The following is a 15,879-nucleotide window of genomic DNA, read 5'->3' on the forward strand; positions in this document are numbered from 1 at the left end:
GGGGTCAGCCCTTGAGCAGGCCGGTGGCGCGCAGGGCGGCCTCGACCACGGGCCGGTTCGTTTCCGCCAGCTCGGTGAGCGGCAGCCGCAATGCGCCGCCGCACAGCCCGAGCCTGGACATGGCCCACTTCAGCGGGATCGGATTGGGCTCCACGAAAAGGTGGCGGTGCAGCGGCATCAGCTCGAACTGGATCTGCATGGCGCGCCGCACGTCGCCGGCGATGGCCGCAACGCACAGCTCGTGCATCTTGCGCGGCGCGATGTTGGCCGTGACGCTGATGTTGCCCTGGCCGCCGCAGAGCATGAGGGCCACCGCGGTCGGGTCGTCGCCGGAATACACGGCAAAGCTCCTGGGCAGGTCGCGGATGAGCCACTGCGCGCGCTCGATGTTGCCAGTGGCTTCCTTGATGCCGATGATGCCCGGCACCTGCGCCAGGCGCAGCACGGTGTCGTGCGCCATATCGGCCACGGTGCGGCCCGGCACGTTGTACAGCACGGTGGGCAGGTCGCCCACGGCTTCGGCGATGGCCTTGAAGTGCTGGTACTGGCCTTCCTGCGTCGGCTTGTTGTAGTAGGGCACGACCTGCAGTTGCGAATCGGCGCCCACGCCCTTGGCGAACTTGGCGAGCTCGATGGCTTCCTTGGTCGAGTTGGCGCCGCAGCCGGCCATCACGGGCACGCGGCCCTTGGCCTGCTCGACCGCCACGCGGATGATCTCGCAATGCTCTTCCACGTCGACCGTGGGCGATTCGCCAGTGGTGCCGACCACGCCGAGGCAATCGGTGCCTTCGTCGATGTGCCAGTCGATCAGCCGGCGCAGGGCGGGGTAGTCGACACTGCCGTCGTCGTGCATCGGCGTGGCGAGAGCGACGATGCTGCCTGTCAGTTGCTCCAAGGGGAATCTCTCTGTCGGATGGACGAAAGCGCCGATTCTACTTACTCCGGCGTCCCCGGAAATGGCTGCCCCGGCGGGCTCAGTTTCCCTGCAGCAGATGGCGTGGGGGCTGGCCCGCGTCGGCATCGCTGGCACGGATGGCCGCGATGCGCTGCACGAAGCGCGCCGGTTCGGCAACAAAGCCGTCCTCGTAGGCCACCACGCGCAAATCCTTGCACGCGGCCAGCAGTTCGCCGGGCCGCAGCAGGAAGTCGGGGCGCGAGGGCTTGCCCACCGTCTCGTTGCCGGCCGCGAAGGTTTCGTAGAGCAGCACGCCGCCGGGCGCGACCGCGGCCACGATGTCCGCCATGCGCGGACGCCACAGGTAGTTGGTGACGACCACGGCGCCGAAGGCCTGGCCCGTGAAGGGCCAGGGGCCGGCCTCGATATCGGCGGTCAGCACGTGGCCGAAGGCGCCCGCGGCCTCGGCCGCCTCGGCCGAGCGGTCCACGCCCGTCGCCGCATGCCCGCGCGCCGCGAACCACCGCATGTGCCGTCCGTGGCCACAGGCCACGTCGAGCACGGCGGCGCCAGGGGCGAGCAGGTGCGACCATCGCACGATCCATTCCGACGGTGCTGTTCCGCCGTGCGAAGGTGCTACATCTTTCATAGCGATCATCAGAAGCAGGACCAGACCTGGTCGACCAGCGTCACCAGGAAATCCGGGTGCACGTAGAGCGCGAAGACGCCGCCCAGCGCCGCCAGCGCGGCGGCAAGCCAGCCGGCGTGCACGAGATGGTGGCGCATCTGCGGAGTCATGGGGCCATTGTCCTCCGCCAGGATCAGCCGGGCACGGCGGCCGGCCGGCCGGCGCGCGCGATGGCGCTTTCCTTCACCGGCAGGTTGATCAGCGCCGCGAACACGCCCAGCGCAATCGCGATGTACCAGACGATGTCGTAGCTGCCCGTGGTGTCGTACAGGTAGCCGCCCAGCCAGACGCCGATGAACGAGCCGACCTGGTGACTCAGGAACACGAAGCCGCTGAGCATCGACAGGTGCGCCACGCCGAAGATGCCCGCGATGATCGCGTTGGTGGCGGGCACCGTCGAAAGCCACAGGAAGCCCATGGCCGCCGAGAACACGTACACGCTGAGCGGCGAAATGGGCGCCAGCAGGAACAGCGCGATCGAGACCGCCCGCGCAAAGTAGATGGCCGCCAGAATCTTGCGCTTGGCCAGCTTCTGGCCCAGCAGCCCGACCGTGTAGGTGCCGAACACGTTGAACAGCCCGATCAGCGCCAGCGCATAGCCCGCCACCTCGGCCGACAGGCGCTGGTCGCGCAGGTAGGTCGGCATGTGGATGCCGATGAAGGCGAGCTGGAAGCCGCAGACGAAATACCCCGCCATCAGCAGCCCGAAGCTCGGATAGCGGAAGGCCTCGCCCACTGCCTGCAGCACCGACTGGTCGCGGTGCCCGGCCAGCGCGCCGCGCTGCGGTTCGCGCAGGCCGAAGGCCAGCGGCACGATCACCAGCGCCAGCATCGCCACCACCGCCAGCGCGCTCTGCCAGCCGAGGTGCCCGATGAGCAGCCCCTCGATCGGTGCCATCAGGAACTGCCCGAACGAGCCGGCCGCTGCCGCCACGCCCATCGCCCATGAGCGCCGTTCGGCCGGGATCTGGCGCCCGATCACGCCGTAGACGACGGCATAGGTGGTGCCGGCCTGCGCCGCGCCGATCAGCACGCCGGCACTCAGCGTGAACAGCAGCGGCGTGGGCGAATACGCCATGCCCAGCAGGCCCAGCGCATAGAACGCCGTGCCGGCGATCAGCACCCGGAAGGCGCCGAAGCGATCCGCCACCATGCCCGCGAACACGCCGAAGATGCCCCACGACAGGTTCTGCACGGCCAGCGCGAACGAGAAGGTCTGGCGGCTCCAGTCCTGCGCCTGAGTGATCGGCTGCAGCCAGAGGCCGAAGCCGTGGCGGATGCCCATGGAGAGCGTGACGATCATGGCGCCGCAGATCAGCACCTGCTTGATCGAGAGAGTGGGAGAAGAGGCTTGCATGCCATCGAATGTAGCGACTTGGCCACTTTGGCAGGCGCACCGGCGGCCAAGGCCATTGATGATTTGTGCCGCCGACTTTGATGCGCAGCACGCATCAAAGCCGGCGGCCTGCCGTGAACGCGCCGCGTGCCTGTATGGGTATCCAGTTGTTTGGCAGCGACTGACTACAATCCGCCCCCATGGCGACTCCCCCCAAGACTCCCCCCAGTTCATCGTCCGCGTCCTCCGGGTACTCGGAAGGCTCCATCCGCGTGCTCAAGGGCCTCGAGCCCGTGAAGCAGCGCCCGGGCATGTACACCCGGACCGACAACCCGCTGCACATCATCCAGGAAGTGCTCGACAACGCCGCCGATGAAGCGCTGGCGGGCTACGGCAAGAAGATCAAGGTCACGCTGCATGCTGACAACTCGGTCAGCATCGAGGACGACGGCCGCGGCATTCCGTTCGGCCTGCACCCTGAAGAAAAAGCCCCAGTGGTCGAACTCGTGTACACCCGGCTGCACGCCGGCGGCAAGTTCGACAAGGGTTCGGGCGGCGCCTACAGCTTCTCGGGCGGCCTGCATGGCGTGGGCGTGTCGGTGACCAACGCGCTGTCGAAGCGCCTCGAAGTGACGACGCACCGCGAGGGCTCGCTCGCCAGGCTGGCCTTCAGCGGCGGCGACGTGATCGAGCCGCTGCAGGTGCGCAAGCTCGAAGCCGGCGAGCGCAAGCAGGGCACCACCGTGCGCGCCTGGCCCGACGCGAAATATTTCGAGACCGCGGCGCTGCCGATGGCCGAGCTCACCCACCTGTTGCGCAGCAAGGCCGTGCTGATGCCGGGCGTGAGCGTCACGCTCACGGTCGAGAAGACCAAGGAAACGCAGCAGTGGCTCTACAAGGGCGGCCTGAGCGACTACCTCATGCAGACGCTCAACGGCGACCCGGTGATCCCGCTGTTCGAAGGCAGCGGCCATGCCGACAAGAACGCCGACAACTTCGCCGAAGGCGAGGGCGCCGACTGGTGTGTGGCCTTCACCGAAGACGGCCAGCCGGTGCGCGAGAGCTACGTCAACCTGATTCCCACCAGCGCCGGCGGCACGCACGAGAGCGGCCTGCGCGACGGCCTCTTCACCGCGGTGAAGGGCTTCATCGAGCTGCATTCGCTGCTGCCCAAGGGCGTGAAGCTGCTGCCCGAGGACGTGTTCGCACGCGCTTCGTACGTGCTGAGCGCCAAGGTGCTCGACCCCCAGTTCCAGGGCCAGATCAAGGAGCGCCTCAATTCGCGCGATGCCGTGCGCCTGGTGTCGAGCTTCGTGCGCCCCGCGCTCGAACTCTGGCTCAACCAGCACGTCGACTATGGCCGGAAGCTCGCCGAACTCGCCATCAAGGCCGCGCAGACGCGCCAGCGCGCCGGCCAGAAGGTCGAGAAGCGCAAGGGCTCCGGCGTAGCCGTGCTGCCCGGCAAGCTGACCGATTGCGAGAGCAAGGACATCAGCCACAACGAAGTCTTCCTGGTCGAGGGCGACTCGGCCGGCGGCAGCGCCAAGATGGGCCGCGACAAGGAAAGCCAGGCCATCCTGCCGCTGCGCGGCAAGGTGCTCAACACCTGGGAAGTGGAGCGCGACCGGCTCTTCGCCAACACCGAAATCCACGACATCTCGGTGGCCGTGGGCGTCGATCCGCACGGCCCTGCCGACACGCCCGACATGAGCGGCCTGCGCTACGGCAAGATATGCATCCTCTCCGATGCCGACGTGGACGGCTCGCACATCCAGGTGCTGCTGCTCACGCTGTTCTTCCGCCACTTTCCGAAACTTATCGAAGCCGGCCACGTGTATGTCGCAAAGCCGCCGCTGTTCCGCGTCGATGCGCCCGCGCGCGGCAAGAAGCCGGCCTCCAAGGTCTATGCGCTCGACGAGGGTGAACTCACGGCCACGCTCGACAAATTGCGCAAAGATGGCGTGCGCGAAGGCGCCTGGAGCATCAGCCGCTTCAAGGGCCTGGGCGAAATGAGCGCGGAACAATTGTGGGAAACCACGCTCAATCCCGATACCCGGCGCCTGATGAAGGTGCAATTGGGGCGCTTCGACTTCAGCTCCACCCAGGGCGAGATCACCAAGCTCATGGGCAAGGGCGAGGCTGCCGCCCGGCGCGAACTGATGGAACTGCGCGCCGACGATGTCGATATCGATGTTTGACCACCCTCGTGAAAATTCCAGATCTCATGCGTCCGTTGCTCCTGGCCCTGCTGCTGTGCGCGCAGCAGGGGCTCGTGCACGCCGCTGACGTCTACGGCTACATCGACAGCAAGGGCGTGGCGCACTTCGCGTCGGAAAAGATCGACGAGCGCTACCAGGTCTTCTTTCGCCGCGGCCAGAGCTTCGACACCTCGCAGGGCCTGGCGCCGTTCGCGCGCGGCGGGCGCAAGCTCGACGGAAAGGTGCCGCACGCGTCGCAGACCCTGCTGGCCCTGTTCGAGGCCTCGCCAAGCTACAAGACCGCCAAGGCCGCGTTGCGCGATGCGGCGAACAAGCATTCGATCGACTACGAATTGCTGCAGGCGCTGATCGCCACCGAATCGGGCTTCGATGCCCAGGCCGTTTCGCCCAAGGGCGCGATGGGGCTCATGCAGCTCATGCCGGCCACCGCGCAACGCTATGGCGTCGCAGCCGACAAGCGCAGCACCATCGAGAAGAAGCTGTTCGATCCGCGCATCAACATTGCCGCGGGCTCGCGCTACCTGCGCGACCTGATCGCCATGTTCCCGGGTCAGATCGAGCTGGCGCTCGCCGCCTACAACGCGGGCGAAGGCGCGGTGCAGCGCGCGGGCAACAAGATCCCCAACTACAAGGAAACGCAGAACTACGTGCAGACCGTGCTGCAGCTCTACGCCTACCTCAAGCCATCGGCGGCGGGATCATCGGCCATGGCAAGCGGCGGCGGGCGCGGCGGCAAGACGCCGGGGCGCATCCGCATGGAACTCACGGTGCCCAAGGGCGGTGCCCTGGGCCGCGGCAACATGCCGCCCGATTCGCCGGGGGCCATGCCGGCCATGCCCGATGCCCCCGGGCCATCGGCGGTGCCGGACGGCGGCTCGGGCGCGCCGGTGTCCTGATGGCCCGCCCCGCCTTTCCCCGCCGATGAAGGAGCCGTTCTTCATGCACCGCCGAAGCTTCGTTCTCGCGACCGCCGCCTGCGCGGTGGCCGGCGCCGCGCGTGCGCAGCACGCGGCCACGCACGACACGCTGCCGCCGGCGCCTTCGTCGAAGGAACCCTACGCGCGGCTGCAGGGCGGCGTTCCGCACCACATGACGCCCGAGCAGGAAGCCCAGCGCGTCACCGACAGCCGCGCGCCGGCCGGTCCCGCGGGCCGCTGGGTGCCGCGCGCGGCGCTGCCCATTCCGCGCAGCGAGATGGCCTGGGCCACCGCGGCGCAAGGGCGCATGCACGTGGTCGGCGGCTATGGCGAGGGCGCGGTCAACCGCGACTACCACCACATCTACGACCCCAAGGCCGACCGCTGGCTCGACGGCGCACCGTTGCCGCGCGGCGCCAACCACGTGGCGGTGGTGGCCGATGGCGACCGGGTCTACGCCCTGGGCGGCTTCGTCGAACAGAACCGCCGCTCCGACACCAATGCCTACGTCTACGAGATCGCGGCCAACCGCTGGAGCGCCATCGCGCCGCTGCCGAGACCGCGTGGCGCCGCGGCCGCGGTGATGCAGAGCGGCGTGCTGCACCTGATCGGCGGTGCCTCCGAGCCTGCCGCCGAACGTGCGAGCGTGGGCTGGCACGAGGTCTACGACCCCAAGGCCGACCGCTGGTCCTCCGCCAAGCCGCTGCCGGGCGCGCGCGACCATGTGGGCTGCGTGGCGCACGGCGGCCAGATCCATGTGATCGGCGGGCGCTTCAACACCTTCGAATACAACACCGACCTGCACCACGTCTACCTGCCTGCGCGCGACACCTGGGAGCTGCGTGCGCCGCTGCCCACGGCGCGATCGGGCCACGGCCTCGTGGTGTACCGCGGCCGCTTGTTCGCCATGGGCGGGGAGGGCGGCTTCCTGGTGGGCGGCGTGCCGCGCCAGGCCAAGGTGTTCGGCCAGATGGAAAGCTACGATCCCGTGGCCGACAGCTGGCAGCGCCATGCCCCGATGACCACGCCGCGCCACGCGGTGGGCGCCGCGGCGATCGGCGACTGGATCTACGTGGCCGGCGGCGGCGCGGTGCTCGGCGGCGCCGTGCAATCCGCGGTGCACGAGGCCTTCACATTAGGCTGAGCGCGCAAGCGCACGGCCCCCAACTGTTTCTCTTTCTCTCTTCCACATGGACTCCCAACCTCCGCTCGATCTCCAGGGTCCCACCGACGGCGACACCACCCTCACCCTTGCCGACTACGCACAGACCGCCTACCTCGAATACGCGCTCAGCGTGGTCAAGGGCCGCGCGCTGCCCGACGTGTCCGACGGCCAGAAGCCGGTGCAGCGGCGCATCCTCTATTCGATGTCGCGCATGGGCCTGGGCTTCGGCGGCACCAACGGCACCGTGGGCGCCAAGCCCGTCAAGAGCGCGCGCGTGGTCGGCGACGTGCTCGGCCGCTTCCACCCGCACAGCGACCAGGCCGCCTACGACGCGCTGGTGCGCATGGCGCAAGACTTCTCGCAGCGCTATCCGCTGGTCGACGGCCAGGGCAACTTCGGCAGCCGCGACGGCGACGGCGCCGCGGCCATGCGCTACACCGAAGCGCGCCTGGCCCGCATCACCAGCCTGCTGCTCGACGAGATCGATGAAGGCACGGTCGACTTCATTCCCAACTACGACGGCAGCACCGAGGAGCCGCGCCTCTTGCCCGCGCGGCTGCCTTTCACGCTGCTCAACGGCGCGAGCGGCATCGCGGTCGGCCTGGCCACCGAGATCCCGAGCCACAACCTGCGCGAGATTGCCGATGCCTGCGTGGCGCTGATCAAGTCGAACGGCAAGCTCAGCGACGAGGAACTGCTGCAGATCGTGCCCGGCCCCGACTACCCGGGCGGCGCGCAGATTATCAGCGGGCCGGCCGACATTGCCGACGCCTACCGCACCGGCCGCGGCTCGCTCAAGGTGCGCGCGCGCTGGAAGATCGAAGACCTCGCGCGCGGCCAGTGGCAGCTGGTGGTCAACGAGCTGCCGCCGGGCGTCAGCACGCAGAAGGTGCTCGAGGAAATCGAGGAAATCACCAATCCGAAGGTCAAGGCCGGCAAGAAGGCCCTGAGCGCCGACCAGACCCAGCTCAAGGCCGCGATGCTTTCGGTGCTCGACGTGGTGCGCGATGAATCCAGCAAGGACGCCGCGGTGCGCCTGGTGTTCGAGCCCAAGACCTCGCGCATCAGCCAGGAAGAGTTCATCACCACGCTGCTCGCGCAGACCTCCCTCGAGACCTCGTCGCCGATCAACCTCACGATGGTGGGCATCGACGGCAAGCCCACGCAGAAGTCGCTGCGGCAGATGCTCAACGAGTGGATCGCGTTCCGCGAGGTCACCGTCGAGAAGCGCTCGCGGCACCGGCTCAACAAGGTGCTGGAGCGCATTCACATCCTCGAGGGCCGGCAGCTGGTGCTGCTCAACATCGACGAGGTGATCGCGATCATCCGCGCGGCCGAAGACCCGAAGGCGGCGCTCATCGCGCGCTTCAACCTCAGCGAACGGCAGGCCGAGGACATCCTTGAAATCCGCCTGCGCCAGCTTGCGCGGCTCGAAGCCATCAAGATCGAACAGGAACTCAAAGGCCTGCGCGACGAGCAGAAGAAGCTCGAGGACATCCTCGGCAGCCCGGCGGCCCTGCGCCGCCTGCTGGTGAAGGAAATCGAGGCCGACGCCAAGACCTTCGAAGACCCGCGCCGCACGCTGATCCAGGCCGAGAAGCGCGCCGTGGCCGAAGTGAAGGTGGTCGACGAGCCCGTGACCGTGATCGTCTCGCAGAAGGGCTGGGTCCGCGCGCAGAAGGGCTGGGCCAGCGAGAAGAACGGCGCCAACGGTACGGCCGCACCCGAGTACAGCTTCAAGTCCGGCGATGCGCTCTACGGCGCCTTCGAGTGCCGCAGCGTCGACACGCTGCTGGTGTTCGGCTCGGCCAAGGACAAGAGCGTGCGCGTCTACACCGTGCCCGTGGCCTCGCTGCCCGGCGCGCGCGGCGACGGCCAGCCAGTCACCACGCTCATCGAGCTCGATGCCGGCACGCACGTCACGCACTTCTTCGCGGGTCCGGTGGGTGCCAGCGTGCTGCTGGCCAACACCGGCGGCTACGGCTTCATTGCCACCGTCGAGAACATGATGTCGCGCCAGCGCGGCGGCAAGGCCTTCATCGACGTGGGCGAGGGCGAGCAGCTCTGCCGTCCGTCTCTGGTGGGCGGCGCGAGCGGCGCCGAGCCGATGCCGGCCGCCACGCACGTGGCCTGCGCCTCGACCGGCGGCCGCATCCTGACCTTCGACATTGCCGAGCTCAAGAGCCTGCCCAAGGGCGGCCGCGGGCTCACGCTGATCGACCTCGACGCCAAGGACACGCTGGCGGGTGCCGCGGCCTACACGCGCAGCGTGAAGATCGAAGGCATCGGCCGCGGCGGCAAGGAGCGCGATGAAACGCTGGAGATCCGCACGCTCAACAACGCGCGCGGCAGCCGTGCGCGCAAGGGCAAGGCGGCCGACCTTGGCTTCAAGCCGACGAGCATCGTGCGGGTGCTGTGATGGGCGGCATCGACATCAGCGTCATCGGCCTCTTCATTGCGGTGGTCACGGGCCTTGCCAGCTTCTGGTTCGGCCGGCGCATGCGCCTGAAGCGCGGGGCCAAACAGCGCGAGAAGGACCGCATCGCGGCGCAGGCCAACGAAACCCGGCAGCAGCGCCGGGCGCGCGAGCGCAAGGAACGCGGCTAGGGCCTTTTTGCCTCAGCGCAGGCCCTGCCACCAGCGCTCGTTGGTGCGCGCCTTTCCCACCGTGAGCACTTCGCCGATCACCGGCGTGGCGAGTTCGATCTTCTTCGCCTGCGACAGGTTGGCAATGCGGTCCAGCGGATCGTGCCAGGTGTGGAAGGCCAGGTCGAAGGTGGTGTTGTGCACCGAATAGAGCACCTTGCCGCGCAGGTCCTCGAAGGCCTGCACGCTCTGCTCGGGCGTCATGTGGACGGCGGGCCAGTAGGCGTCGTAGGCGCCGTTTTCCATCAGCGCCAGGTCGAAGCCGCCGAAGCGCTCGCCGATCTGCTTGAAGCCCGGAAAGTAGCCCGAGTCGCCGCTGTAGAAGATGCGCTGCTCGCCGCTTTGCACCACCCATGACGCCCACAGCGTGCGGTCGCGGTCGGTCAGCGTCCGGCCCGAGAAGTGCTGCGCCGGCGTGGCGGTGAGCTTCACGCCGTCGTGCTCGCCGCCTTGCCACCAGTCGAGCTCCGTCACGCGTTCCGCGGGCACGCCCATGGCCACCAGCCGCGCGCGCACGCCCAGCGGCACGAAGTAGCGCTGCACGCGCTGAGCCAGGTACTCGATGGTGGCCACGTCGAGGTGGTCGTAGTGATCGTGCGAGAGGATCAGGCCTTCGATCGGCGGCAATTGCTCGAGCGTGAGCGGCGGCTTGTGGAAGCGCTTGGGCCCCACCCAGGTGAACGGCGACGCGCGCTCGCTGAACACGGGATCGATCAGCCAGTACTTGCCCTGCAGCTTGAGCAGGTGCGACGAATGGCCGAGCCGCACCACGTGGTTGGCCTTGGGGTCGAGCGCCTCCAGGTCGGCGGTGGCCAGCATGCGCACCGGAATCGGATCGACCGGCGCGGTGCCCACCTTGTCGCCGACGATGAAGCGCGACCAGATCCGCCAGCCGCTGGCCGAAGGCAGCACGTCCGGGTTCGGCAGGTTCTGGAAGTTGCAGCCCTTGAACTGCGGCGATGCGTCGTAGCGCGCCTCGCATCCGCTGTTGCTGGCGCAACCAGCCACCAGTGCGCAGCTGGCCGCGAAGAGCAAGGTGCCGTAACTGCGAAGGCGGCGCTTCAGCTTCGGGAAGGCGATCGAGAGGCGGGCGGCGTCGTTCATGGGCTGCGATGTGGGCGGGTTTTTGCGGCGCGAGCTTAGCCGGCGCGCCGCCGCCAATGGTTTCAGCGGCAGAAACATTCGGCGCACAGGGGCATTTCCGCACCGCTCGTCGTATGCCATGCGTTCTATGGCCGCCTGCGGCATCGCGCGGCACACTGAAGCGCGCCACGTTTCGCGGGCTTCGAGGAGGCGACCACACATGAGCAGCAACCGCTATCCCATCATCTACGTGCGCGGCTACGCCATGACCGAAGCCGAGCGCGACGACACCGCGGCCGATCCGTTCTGCGGATTCAACGTGGGCTCCACCGTCTACCGCGCCACCGTGAAGAAGGATGCGCCGGCGCAGAAGTTCGTCTTCGAGTCTCCGGTAGTGCGCCTGCTGGCCGACTTCCAGTACCAGAGCGTCTACCAGAACGGCCTCGACATCCTCGACAACGACTGGAAGCCCTCGCCCGACGAAACCGGCAAGGACGTGGACGGCATTCCGGCCGCATCGATCGTCATCTACCGCTACTACGACAGCGGCTCGGAACTGCTGGGCGACGGCAAGTCGCGCGACGTGAAGATTTATGCGCAGGGTTTGAGCAAGCTGATCCTCCGCGTGCGCGACCTGGTGGCGCTGCGCGAGGGGCCCGCCTTTTCGCCGGCCGACTTCCGCTGCTACCTGGTGGCGCATTCGATGGGCGGCCTGGTGGTACGGGCCTTCCTGCAGAACCCGGCGCTCGGCGATGCGGCGGCGCGCGCCTGCGTCGACAAGGTGTTCACCTGTGCCACGCCGCACAACGGCATCGACATGGGCGGCATCAACGTGCCGGCCTGGCTCACGGCCAACGAGATGAACACCTTCAACCGCGAGCGGATGTCGGAGTTCCTGGACACGGCGCCGGTCGATGGCCGCATGGACTACCTGCCGGCGGCCGCGTTTCCGGCCGAGCGCTTCTTCTGCATGGTGGGCTCCAACCGCGGCGACTACGAGGCCGCCAAGGGCCTCTCGCGCATGTTCGCGGGCCACGGCAGCGACGGGCTGGTGCGCATCGAGAACGCCTCGCTGTGGTCCATCGACGATGCGAAGCGCAGCAAGCCGGTGGCCACTGCCTACGCCTTTCGTTCGCACTCGGGCTACTTCGGCATCGTCAATTCCGAGGAGGCCTACCAGAACCTCGTGCGCTTCCTGTTCGGCGACGTGCGCGTCGATCTCTGGTTCGAGGTCGATGGCGTGACGCTGCCGCCCGACTTGCCCAAGGACGCCGATGTCGACGCGCTCTACCAGGTCGAACTGCTGGCCGCGCCGCGCGGCAAGCGCTGGTACCTGAGCCGGCGCGTGGCCGAGGAAGACTCGCCCGCCTGCCGCACGCACAAGGAGCTGACCGACCCCGAGAAGCCCGAGCGCCGCTCGATCTATCTTTCGACCGTGTTCCTTGCCAACAAGGCGCGCGTGAAGCAGGACCGGCCGACGCTGGCCTACGCGATGACGCTTGGCGTGCGCGTGCCCGACTACCAGGTGAACAAGAAGTTCTGGCTCGACGGCCATTACGAAGGCAGCTCGCTGTTCCGCGACACGCTGGTGATCGAGATTGCGCCGCCCCAGCCCGGCGACGCGGCCCAGAACTGGAACGTGAAGTACGGCTGGCAGACCGACACCGCGGGACAGGCCTCGCTGCCGATGAGCCCGAAGCAGCTGGCCGACGGCAAGCTGCAGTTCATCGTGCCGCTGTCGAGCCTGGGCGCAGCCCCGGCGGCGCCAGGCATCAGCGGCAAGGTGCGGCTGGAGGTGAGCGCCTGGAGTTGAAGGAAGCGTCGTCCGGCGGGCGTCGGCGTCATACTCGGGGCGGTCCAGGGTCCTGCCTTCTCCTCCCCCATGAAAACTGCCGTTCTCGTCATCGACATGCAGCGTGGCCTCTATGACGACCTGCCTCGCCCCCACGAGGCCGCCGAGGTCGCGCAGCGGATCAATGACCTCACAGGGCGCGCCCGTACCGCGGGCGTGCCGGTGGCTTTCATCCAGCACGAGAACGCCGTCGACCTCGAATTCGATTCCGAGCGCTGGCAGCTTTCCAGCGCGCTGGAAGTCGATCCGGGCGACACGAGGATCCGCAAGGCCACGGCCGATTCGTTCCTGCGCACGCCGCTGCAGGCATGGCTCGCAGGGCATGGGGTGCAGTGCGTGGTGATCTGCGGCTACTCGTCGGAGTTCTGCGTGGACACCACCGCGCGCCGAGCCGCCGCGCTCGGCTACGAGGTCGTGCTCGCGGCCGATGCGCATACCTCGCACGACAAGCCGCACGCCACCGGCGGCTTCATTCGCGCGCACCACAATGCCACGCTGTCGGACATCACGAGCTTCGGCGTGCCGGTCCGCGCGGTGCCCAGCGCGAAGATCGTGTTCGGCGATTGATCCCTAGGGCATGCGCCCGGTGGCGAGGGCATGGGCCCAGTCCGGCCGCTCGTGCGCAAGCGCCAGTGCCGCCATGGCCACGTGGTCGTAGGGCACTGCGACCAGCCGGGAGGTCCAGCCTTCTTCGCGCCGCTCGACAATGGCATAGCGCGCCTTCGGCGAGCCGGTTTCGACGGCGTGCGGATACGGGTGAATGTCGTCGTAGGCCGGCAGGCCGACGCTGCCCGGATTGACGATCAGCTGCCCGCTGGATGCACGCGCCATGCGCGGCACATGCGTGTGACCGCAGGCGATCAGTTCCGCATCGACTTCGCCGAGCCGCGCATCGATTTCCGCCTGCGTGGCCGGGCGGAACTCCGTGGGCTCCACGGTCTCCAGGAAGTATTCGAGGTCGCTGGCCGGCGTGCCATGGCAGAGCAGGACTTCCGGACTGAAGCGCAGGCTGTGCCGGAGCGAAGCCATCCACTCGAACTCCCTGGTGCCGAGCCGGGCATGCGCGAACGCATCGGACGCTCCGCGCCTGTCTGGAGGCAATGTGAGCAGTTGACGTTCATGGTTCCCTGCGAGGTGGATCCAGTCCTGCGCCATCAGGAACTGCGCGGTCTCCAGCGGCATCAGCGGACCGGAGAGGCTGTCGCCGAGGTTGACGATGGCATCCGCGCCGCGGCGGGTAATGTCTTCGACCACGGCTTCGAGTGCGGGGAGGTTTCCATGAATGTCGGAGACGATGGCTATGCGCATTCGCAGACCCTGTACAGGAAGAAGGGGCGCGATCTTAGTCCGCGCCGCGCCGCCACACGCGCGCGAGTGCCGCCAGCTTGCCCTTCAGGCTCAGCCGGTCGTTCGACAGCGCGTCGATGAAGTCCGACAGCCGCTGCGACTTCACCATCGTGTAGATGGTGAGCCAGGTGGTGAAGACGAACACCACGCCGAACCAGATCGCCTTGCGCCACAGCGGCGCGTCGGCCTCGGCCAGCAGGTTCATGCCGAGGAAGCCCGTCGTCACCGTGCCGATCAGGCCGAACAGCGTGACCACCGTAAGCCGCACCACGGTGCTGGCCTGGCGGCGCAGGCTGTCGGCGTCCAGGTAGGTGTTCATGTCGGCGATGCGTGCCTTGACCTCGTCGTAGAGCGGATCGAGCCCGAGGTGCGCGGTGCACATGTGGGAGAGCGCGCGCACCTGCGCCTGCTCCGAGATCTCGTGGAACCAGTAGCGGTGCGTGAAGCGCAGGAAGCGCTCGAAGCTCGAGCGGATCGCGCGCTTGAACTGCTTCACGCTCGGCGTGCTGTGGATGTCGAGCCGCTTGAGCGCCTCGACCAGCTGGTCCGAGAACATCAGCAGCGCCGCCTTCTGGAAGTGCGCAATCAGGAACAGCAGGAAGTGCTGGTGGCGGAACTGCGCGAGCACGCCGCGGTCGCGGCAGCAGAAGAAATCAGAGCGTGCATCGCCCACCACGATCAGCGCATGGCCGTTGCACAGGTAGCGCGTGTTGGGCGCGGCGCCTGCATCGACCCAGAAGCGGTCGTAGCAGTAGCGATGCTCGAAGTCGGCCAGGTGCTGCTCCGCGTAGGGCAGGTGGGCATGCTGCGCCGCATCGGCTTCGGCCGCGCCGGTGACGAGCCCGAGCCGGATGAAGTCGTTGCGCGTGAGGCGCTTGGGATCGTCGAGCGAAAGATAGGCCATCACCGGCATGCGGTAGTACTCGATCTGGCGGTAGCGCAGCACGCCGGGGTCTTCGGAATGGTCGCTCACCAGCGGCTGCATCAGGTAGGCCCAGTGGGCCGAGATGCGCGGCGCACGGTGTTGGGCCACGTGCGAGAGAAAGGCTTCGCGCTGCTGCGCATCCGAGCGCGCGAGCACGCTGCCGTCGGCGGCCAGCCATTCGACGCTGGCCATGCAATGCAGCGCACCGCCCTCGGCGTTCCAGCCCGCGGGATAGGCGCGGCCGAAGCGGTAGAGCAGGTCCTGCGCCTGCGCGAGGCTCAGGTGGTCGGCGCCGACCTCGAGGTTGAGCAGCACCACGTCGATGTCGAAGAAGAAATACAGGTCGCAATGCACCACGTCGAGCGTGATCGGCGCGTCGCCCTGCTGCGCCACCACGCGCACGGCCGCAATGTCGTGGCGCCGGAAGATGCGCATCGGCGAATCGCCGTCGCTGCCGGTGTCCGCGCCGTCCCTGTTCTTCGAGCGGCCTTCGCCGTAGAGGAAGCGCTGCACGTACGGCAGGAAGCTCACGAACTCGTTGTAGTGCCGCTCGTGAAAGCGGCTGCTGTCGCCGGTGTATTCGTCGATCTCCTCGCGCCAGGGCGAGGCCTCGCCCATCTCGCGCAGCACGTGCCAGGGGCCGTGGTGCGTGGGCTTGGCGTCGGGGGCCGGCACCAGCCGCAGGGGCCAGAGCAGGGCCTGCCTGAAATGCTGCACCGCAGGAGGTGCAACTGCCGGCGCGGGCACGGTGGCCTCGGATGTATTCAGCATCGCGCGAGTGTAGGCAGAAGGGCTGCCGAAAGACC

14 protein-coding genes are annotated in these 15,879 nt (G+C 68.0%); 7 read left to right on the plus strand and 7 right to left on the minus strand.

Annotated elements, in window-relative coordinates:
* Window positions 1–4: 4 nt before the first annotated feature.
* From dapA to L1081_RS03880, 4 genes are all read right to left on the minus strand, one after another.
* Window positions 5–853 (minus strand): 4-hydroxy-tetrahydrodipicolinate synthase, encoded by an 849-nt coding sequence (gene dapA, locus L1081_RS03865; protein WP_489416857.1) that lies wholly within the window; start codon window positions 851–853, stop codon window positions 5–7.
* Window positions 854–974: 121 nt separating this feature from the next.
* Window positions 975–1,544: a methyltransferase domain-containing protein gene (locus L1081_RS03870; protein ID WP_489415268.1), complete on the minus strand. Its 570-nt coding sequence runs from the start codon at window positions 1,542–1,544 to the stop codon at window positions 975–977.
* An 8-nt stretch (window positions 1,545–1,552) separates the two neighbouring features.
* Window positions 1,553–1,693, minus strand: coding sequence for a hypothetical protein (locus L1081_RS03875; RefSeq protein WP_489415269.1), 141 nt, complete (start codon window positions 1,691–1,693; stop codon window positions 1,553–1,555).
* Between the two features lie 23 nt (window positions 1,694–1,716).
* Window positions 1,717–2,940, minus strand: coding sequence for an MFS transporter (locus L1081_RS03880; RefSeq protein WP_489415270.1), 1,224 nt, complete (start codon window positions 2,938–2,940; stop codon window positions 1,717–1,719).
* Window positions 2,941–3,119: 179 nt separating this feature from the next.
* Here L1081_RS03880 and L1081_RS03885 point away from each other — a divergent pair, with 179 nt between their 5' ends.
* Genes L1081_RS03885 through L1081_RS03905 form a run of 5 tightly spaced genes read left to right on the plus strand, consistent with a single transcriptional unit; the run spans window position 3,120 to window position 9,827 of the window.
* Window positions 3,120–5,117: an ATP-binding protein gene (locus L1081_RS03885; RefSeq protein WP_489415271.1), complete on the plus strand. Its 1,998-nt coding sequence runs from the start codon at window positions 3,120–3,122 to the stop codon at window positions 5,115–5,117.
* A gap of 26 nt (window positions 5,118–5,143) precedes the next feature.
* Complete coding sequence (locus tag L1081_RS03890) at window positions 5,144–6,034, plus strand: transglycosylase SLT domain-containing protein (protein WP_489415272.1); 891 nt, start codon at window positions 5,144–5,146, stop codon at window positions 6,032–6,034.
* Between the two features lie 43 nt (window positions 6,035–6,077).
* Window positions 6,078–7,199 (plus strand): Kelch repeat-containing protein, encoded by a 1,122-nt coding sequence (locus tag L1081_RS03895; RefSeq protein WP_489415273.1) that lies wholly within the window; start codon window positions 6,078–6,080, stop codon window positions 7,197–7,199.
* A gap of 46 nt (window positions 7,200–7,245) precedes the next feature.
* Window positions 7,246–9,639 (plus strand): DNA topoisomerase IV subunit A, encoded by a 2,394-nt coding sequence (gene parC / locus L1081_RS03900; protein WP_489415274.1) that lies wholly within the window; start codon window positions 7,246–7,248, stop codon window positions 9,637–9,639.
* The gene (locus L1081_RS03905; protein WP_124961087.1) at window positions 9,639–9,827 is read left to right on the plus strand and encodes a hypothetical protein; all 189 of its coding nucleotides are present in this window, start codon (window positions 9,639–9,641) and stop codon (window positions 9,825–9,827) included. The genes parC and L1081_RS03905 overlap by 1 nt, the downstream gene beginning before the upstream one ends.
* A gap of 12 nt (window positions 9,828–9,839) precedes the next feature.
* Here L1081_RS03905 and L1081_RS03910 read toward each other — a convergent pair whose 3' ends face one another.
* The gene (locus L1081_RS03910) at window positions 9,840–10,970 is read right to left on the minus strand and encodes an MBL fold metallo-hydrolase (protein ID WP_489415275.1); all 1,131 of its coding nucleotides are present in this window, start codon (window positions 10,968–10,970) and stop codon (window positions 9,840–9,842) included.
* Between the two features lie 199 nt (window positions 10,971–11,169).
* Between L1081_RS03910 and L1081_RS03915 the strand changes: the two genes are divergently transcribed.
* Both L1081_RS03915 and L1081_RS03920 read left to right on the plus strand, forming a co-directional pair.
* On the plus strand, window positions 11,170–12,762 hold the full coding sequence (locus L1081_RS03915) for an esterase/lipase family protein (protein WP_489415276.1): 1,593 nt from the start codon (window positions 11,170–11,172) through the stop codon (window positions 12,760–12,762).
* A 69-nt stretch (window positions 12,763–12,831) separates the two neighbouring features.
* Window positions 12,832–13,368 (plus strand): isochorismatase family protein, encoded by a 537-nt coding sequence (locus tag L1081_RS03920; protein ID WP_489415277.1) that lies wholly within the window; start codon window positions 12,832–12,834, stop codon window positions 13,366–13,368.
* A 3-nt stretch (window positions 13,369–13,371) separates the two neighbouring features.
* Here the strand turns inward: L1081_RS03920 and L1081_RS03925 are convergent, their stop codons facing one another.
* Window positions 13,372–14,109: a metallophosphoesterase family protein gene (locus tag L1081_RS03925; protein ID WP_489415278.1), complete on the minus strand. Its 738-nt coding sequence runs from the start codon at window positions 14,107–14,109 to the stop codon at window positions 13,372–13,374.
* A 34-nt stretch (window positions 14,110–14,143) separates the two neighbouring features.
* Window positions 14,144–15,844, minus strand: a complete 1,701-nt coding sequence (locus L1081_RS03930; protein WP_489415279.1) for a hypothetical protein — start codon at window positions 15,842–15,844, stop codon at window positions 14,144–14,146.
* Between the last annotated feature and the right edge of the window lie 35 nt (window positions 15,845–15,879).

The organism is Variovorax sp. MSC1_012 (assembly GCF_023667525.1).
Taxonomy (GTDB): domain Bacteria; phylum Pseudomonadota; class Gammaproteobacteria; order Burkholderiales; family Burkholderiaceae_C; genus Variovorax; species Variovorax beijingensis_B.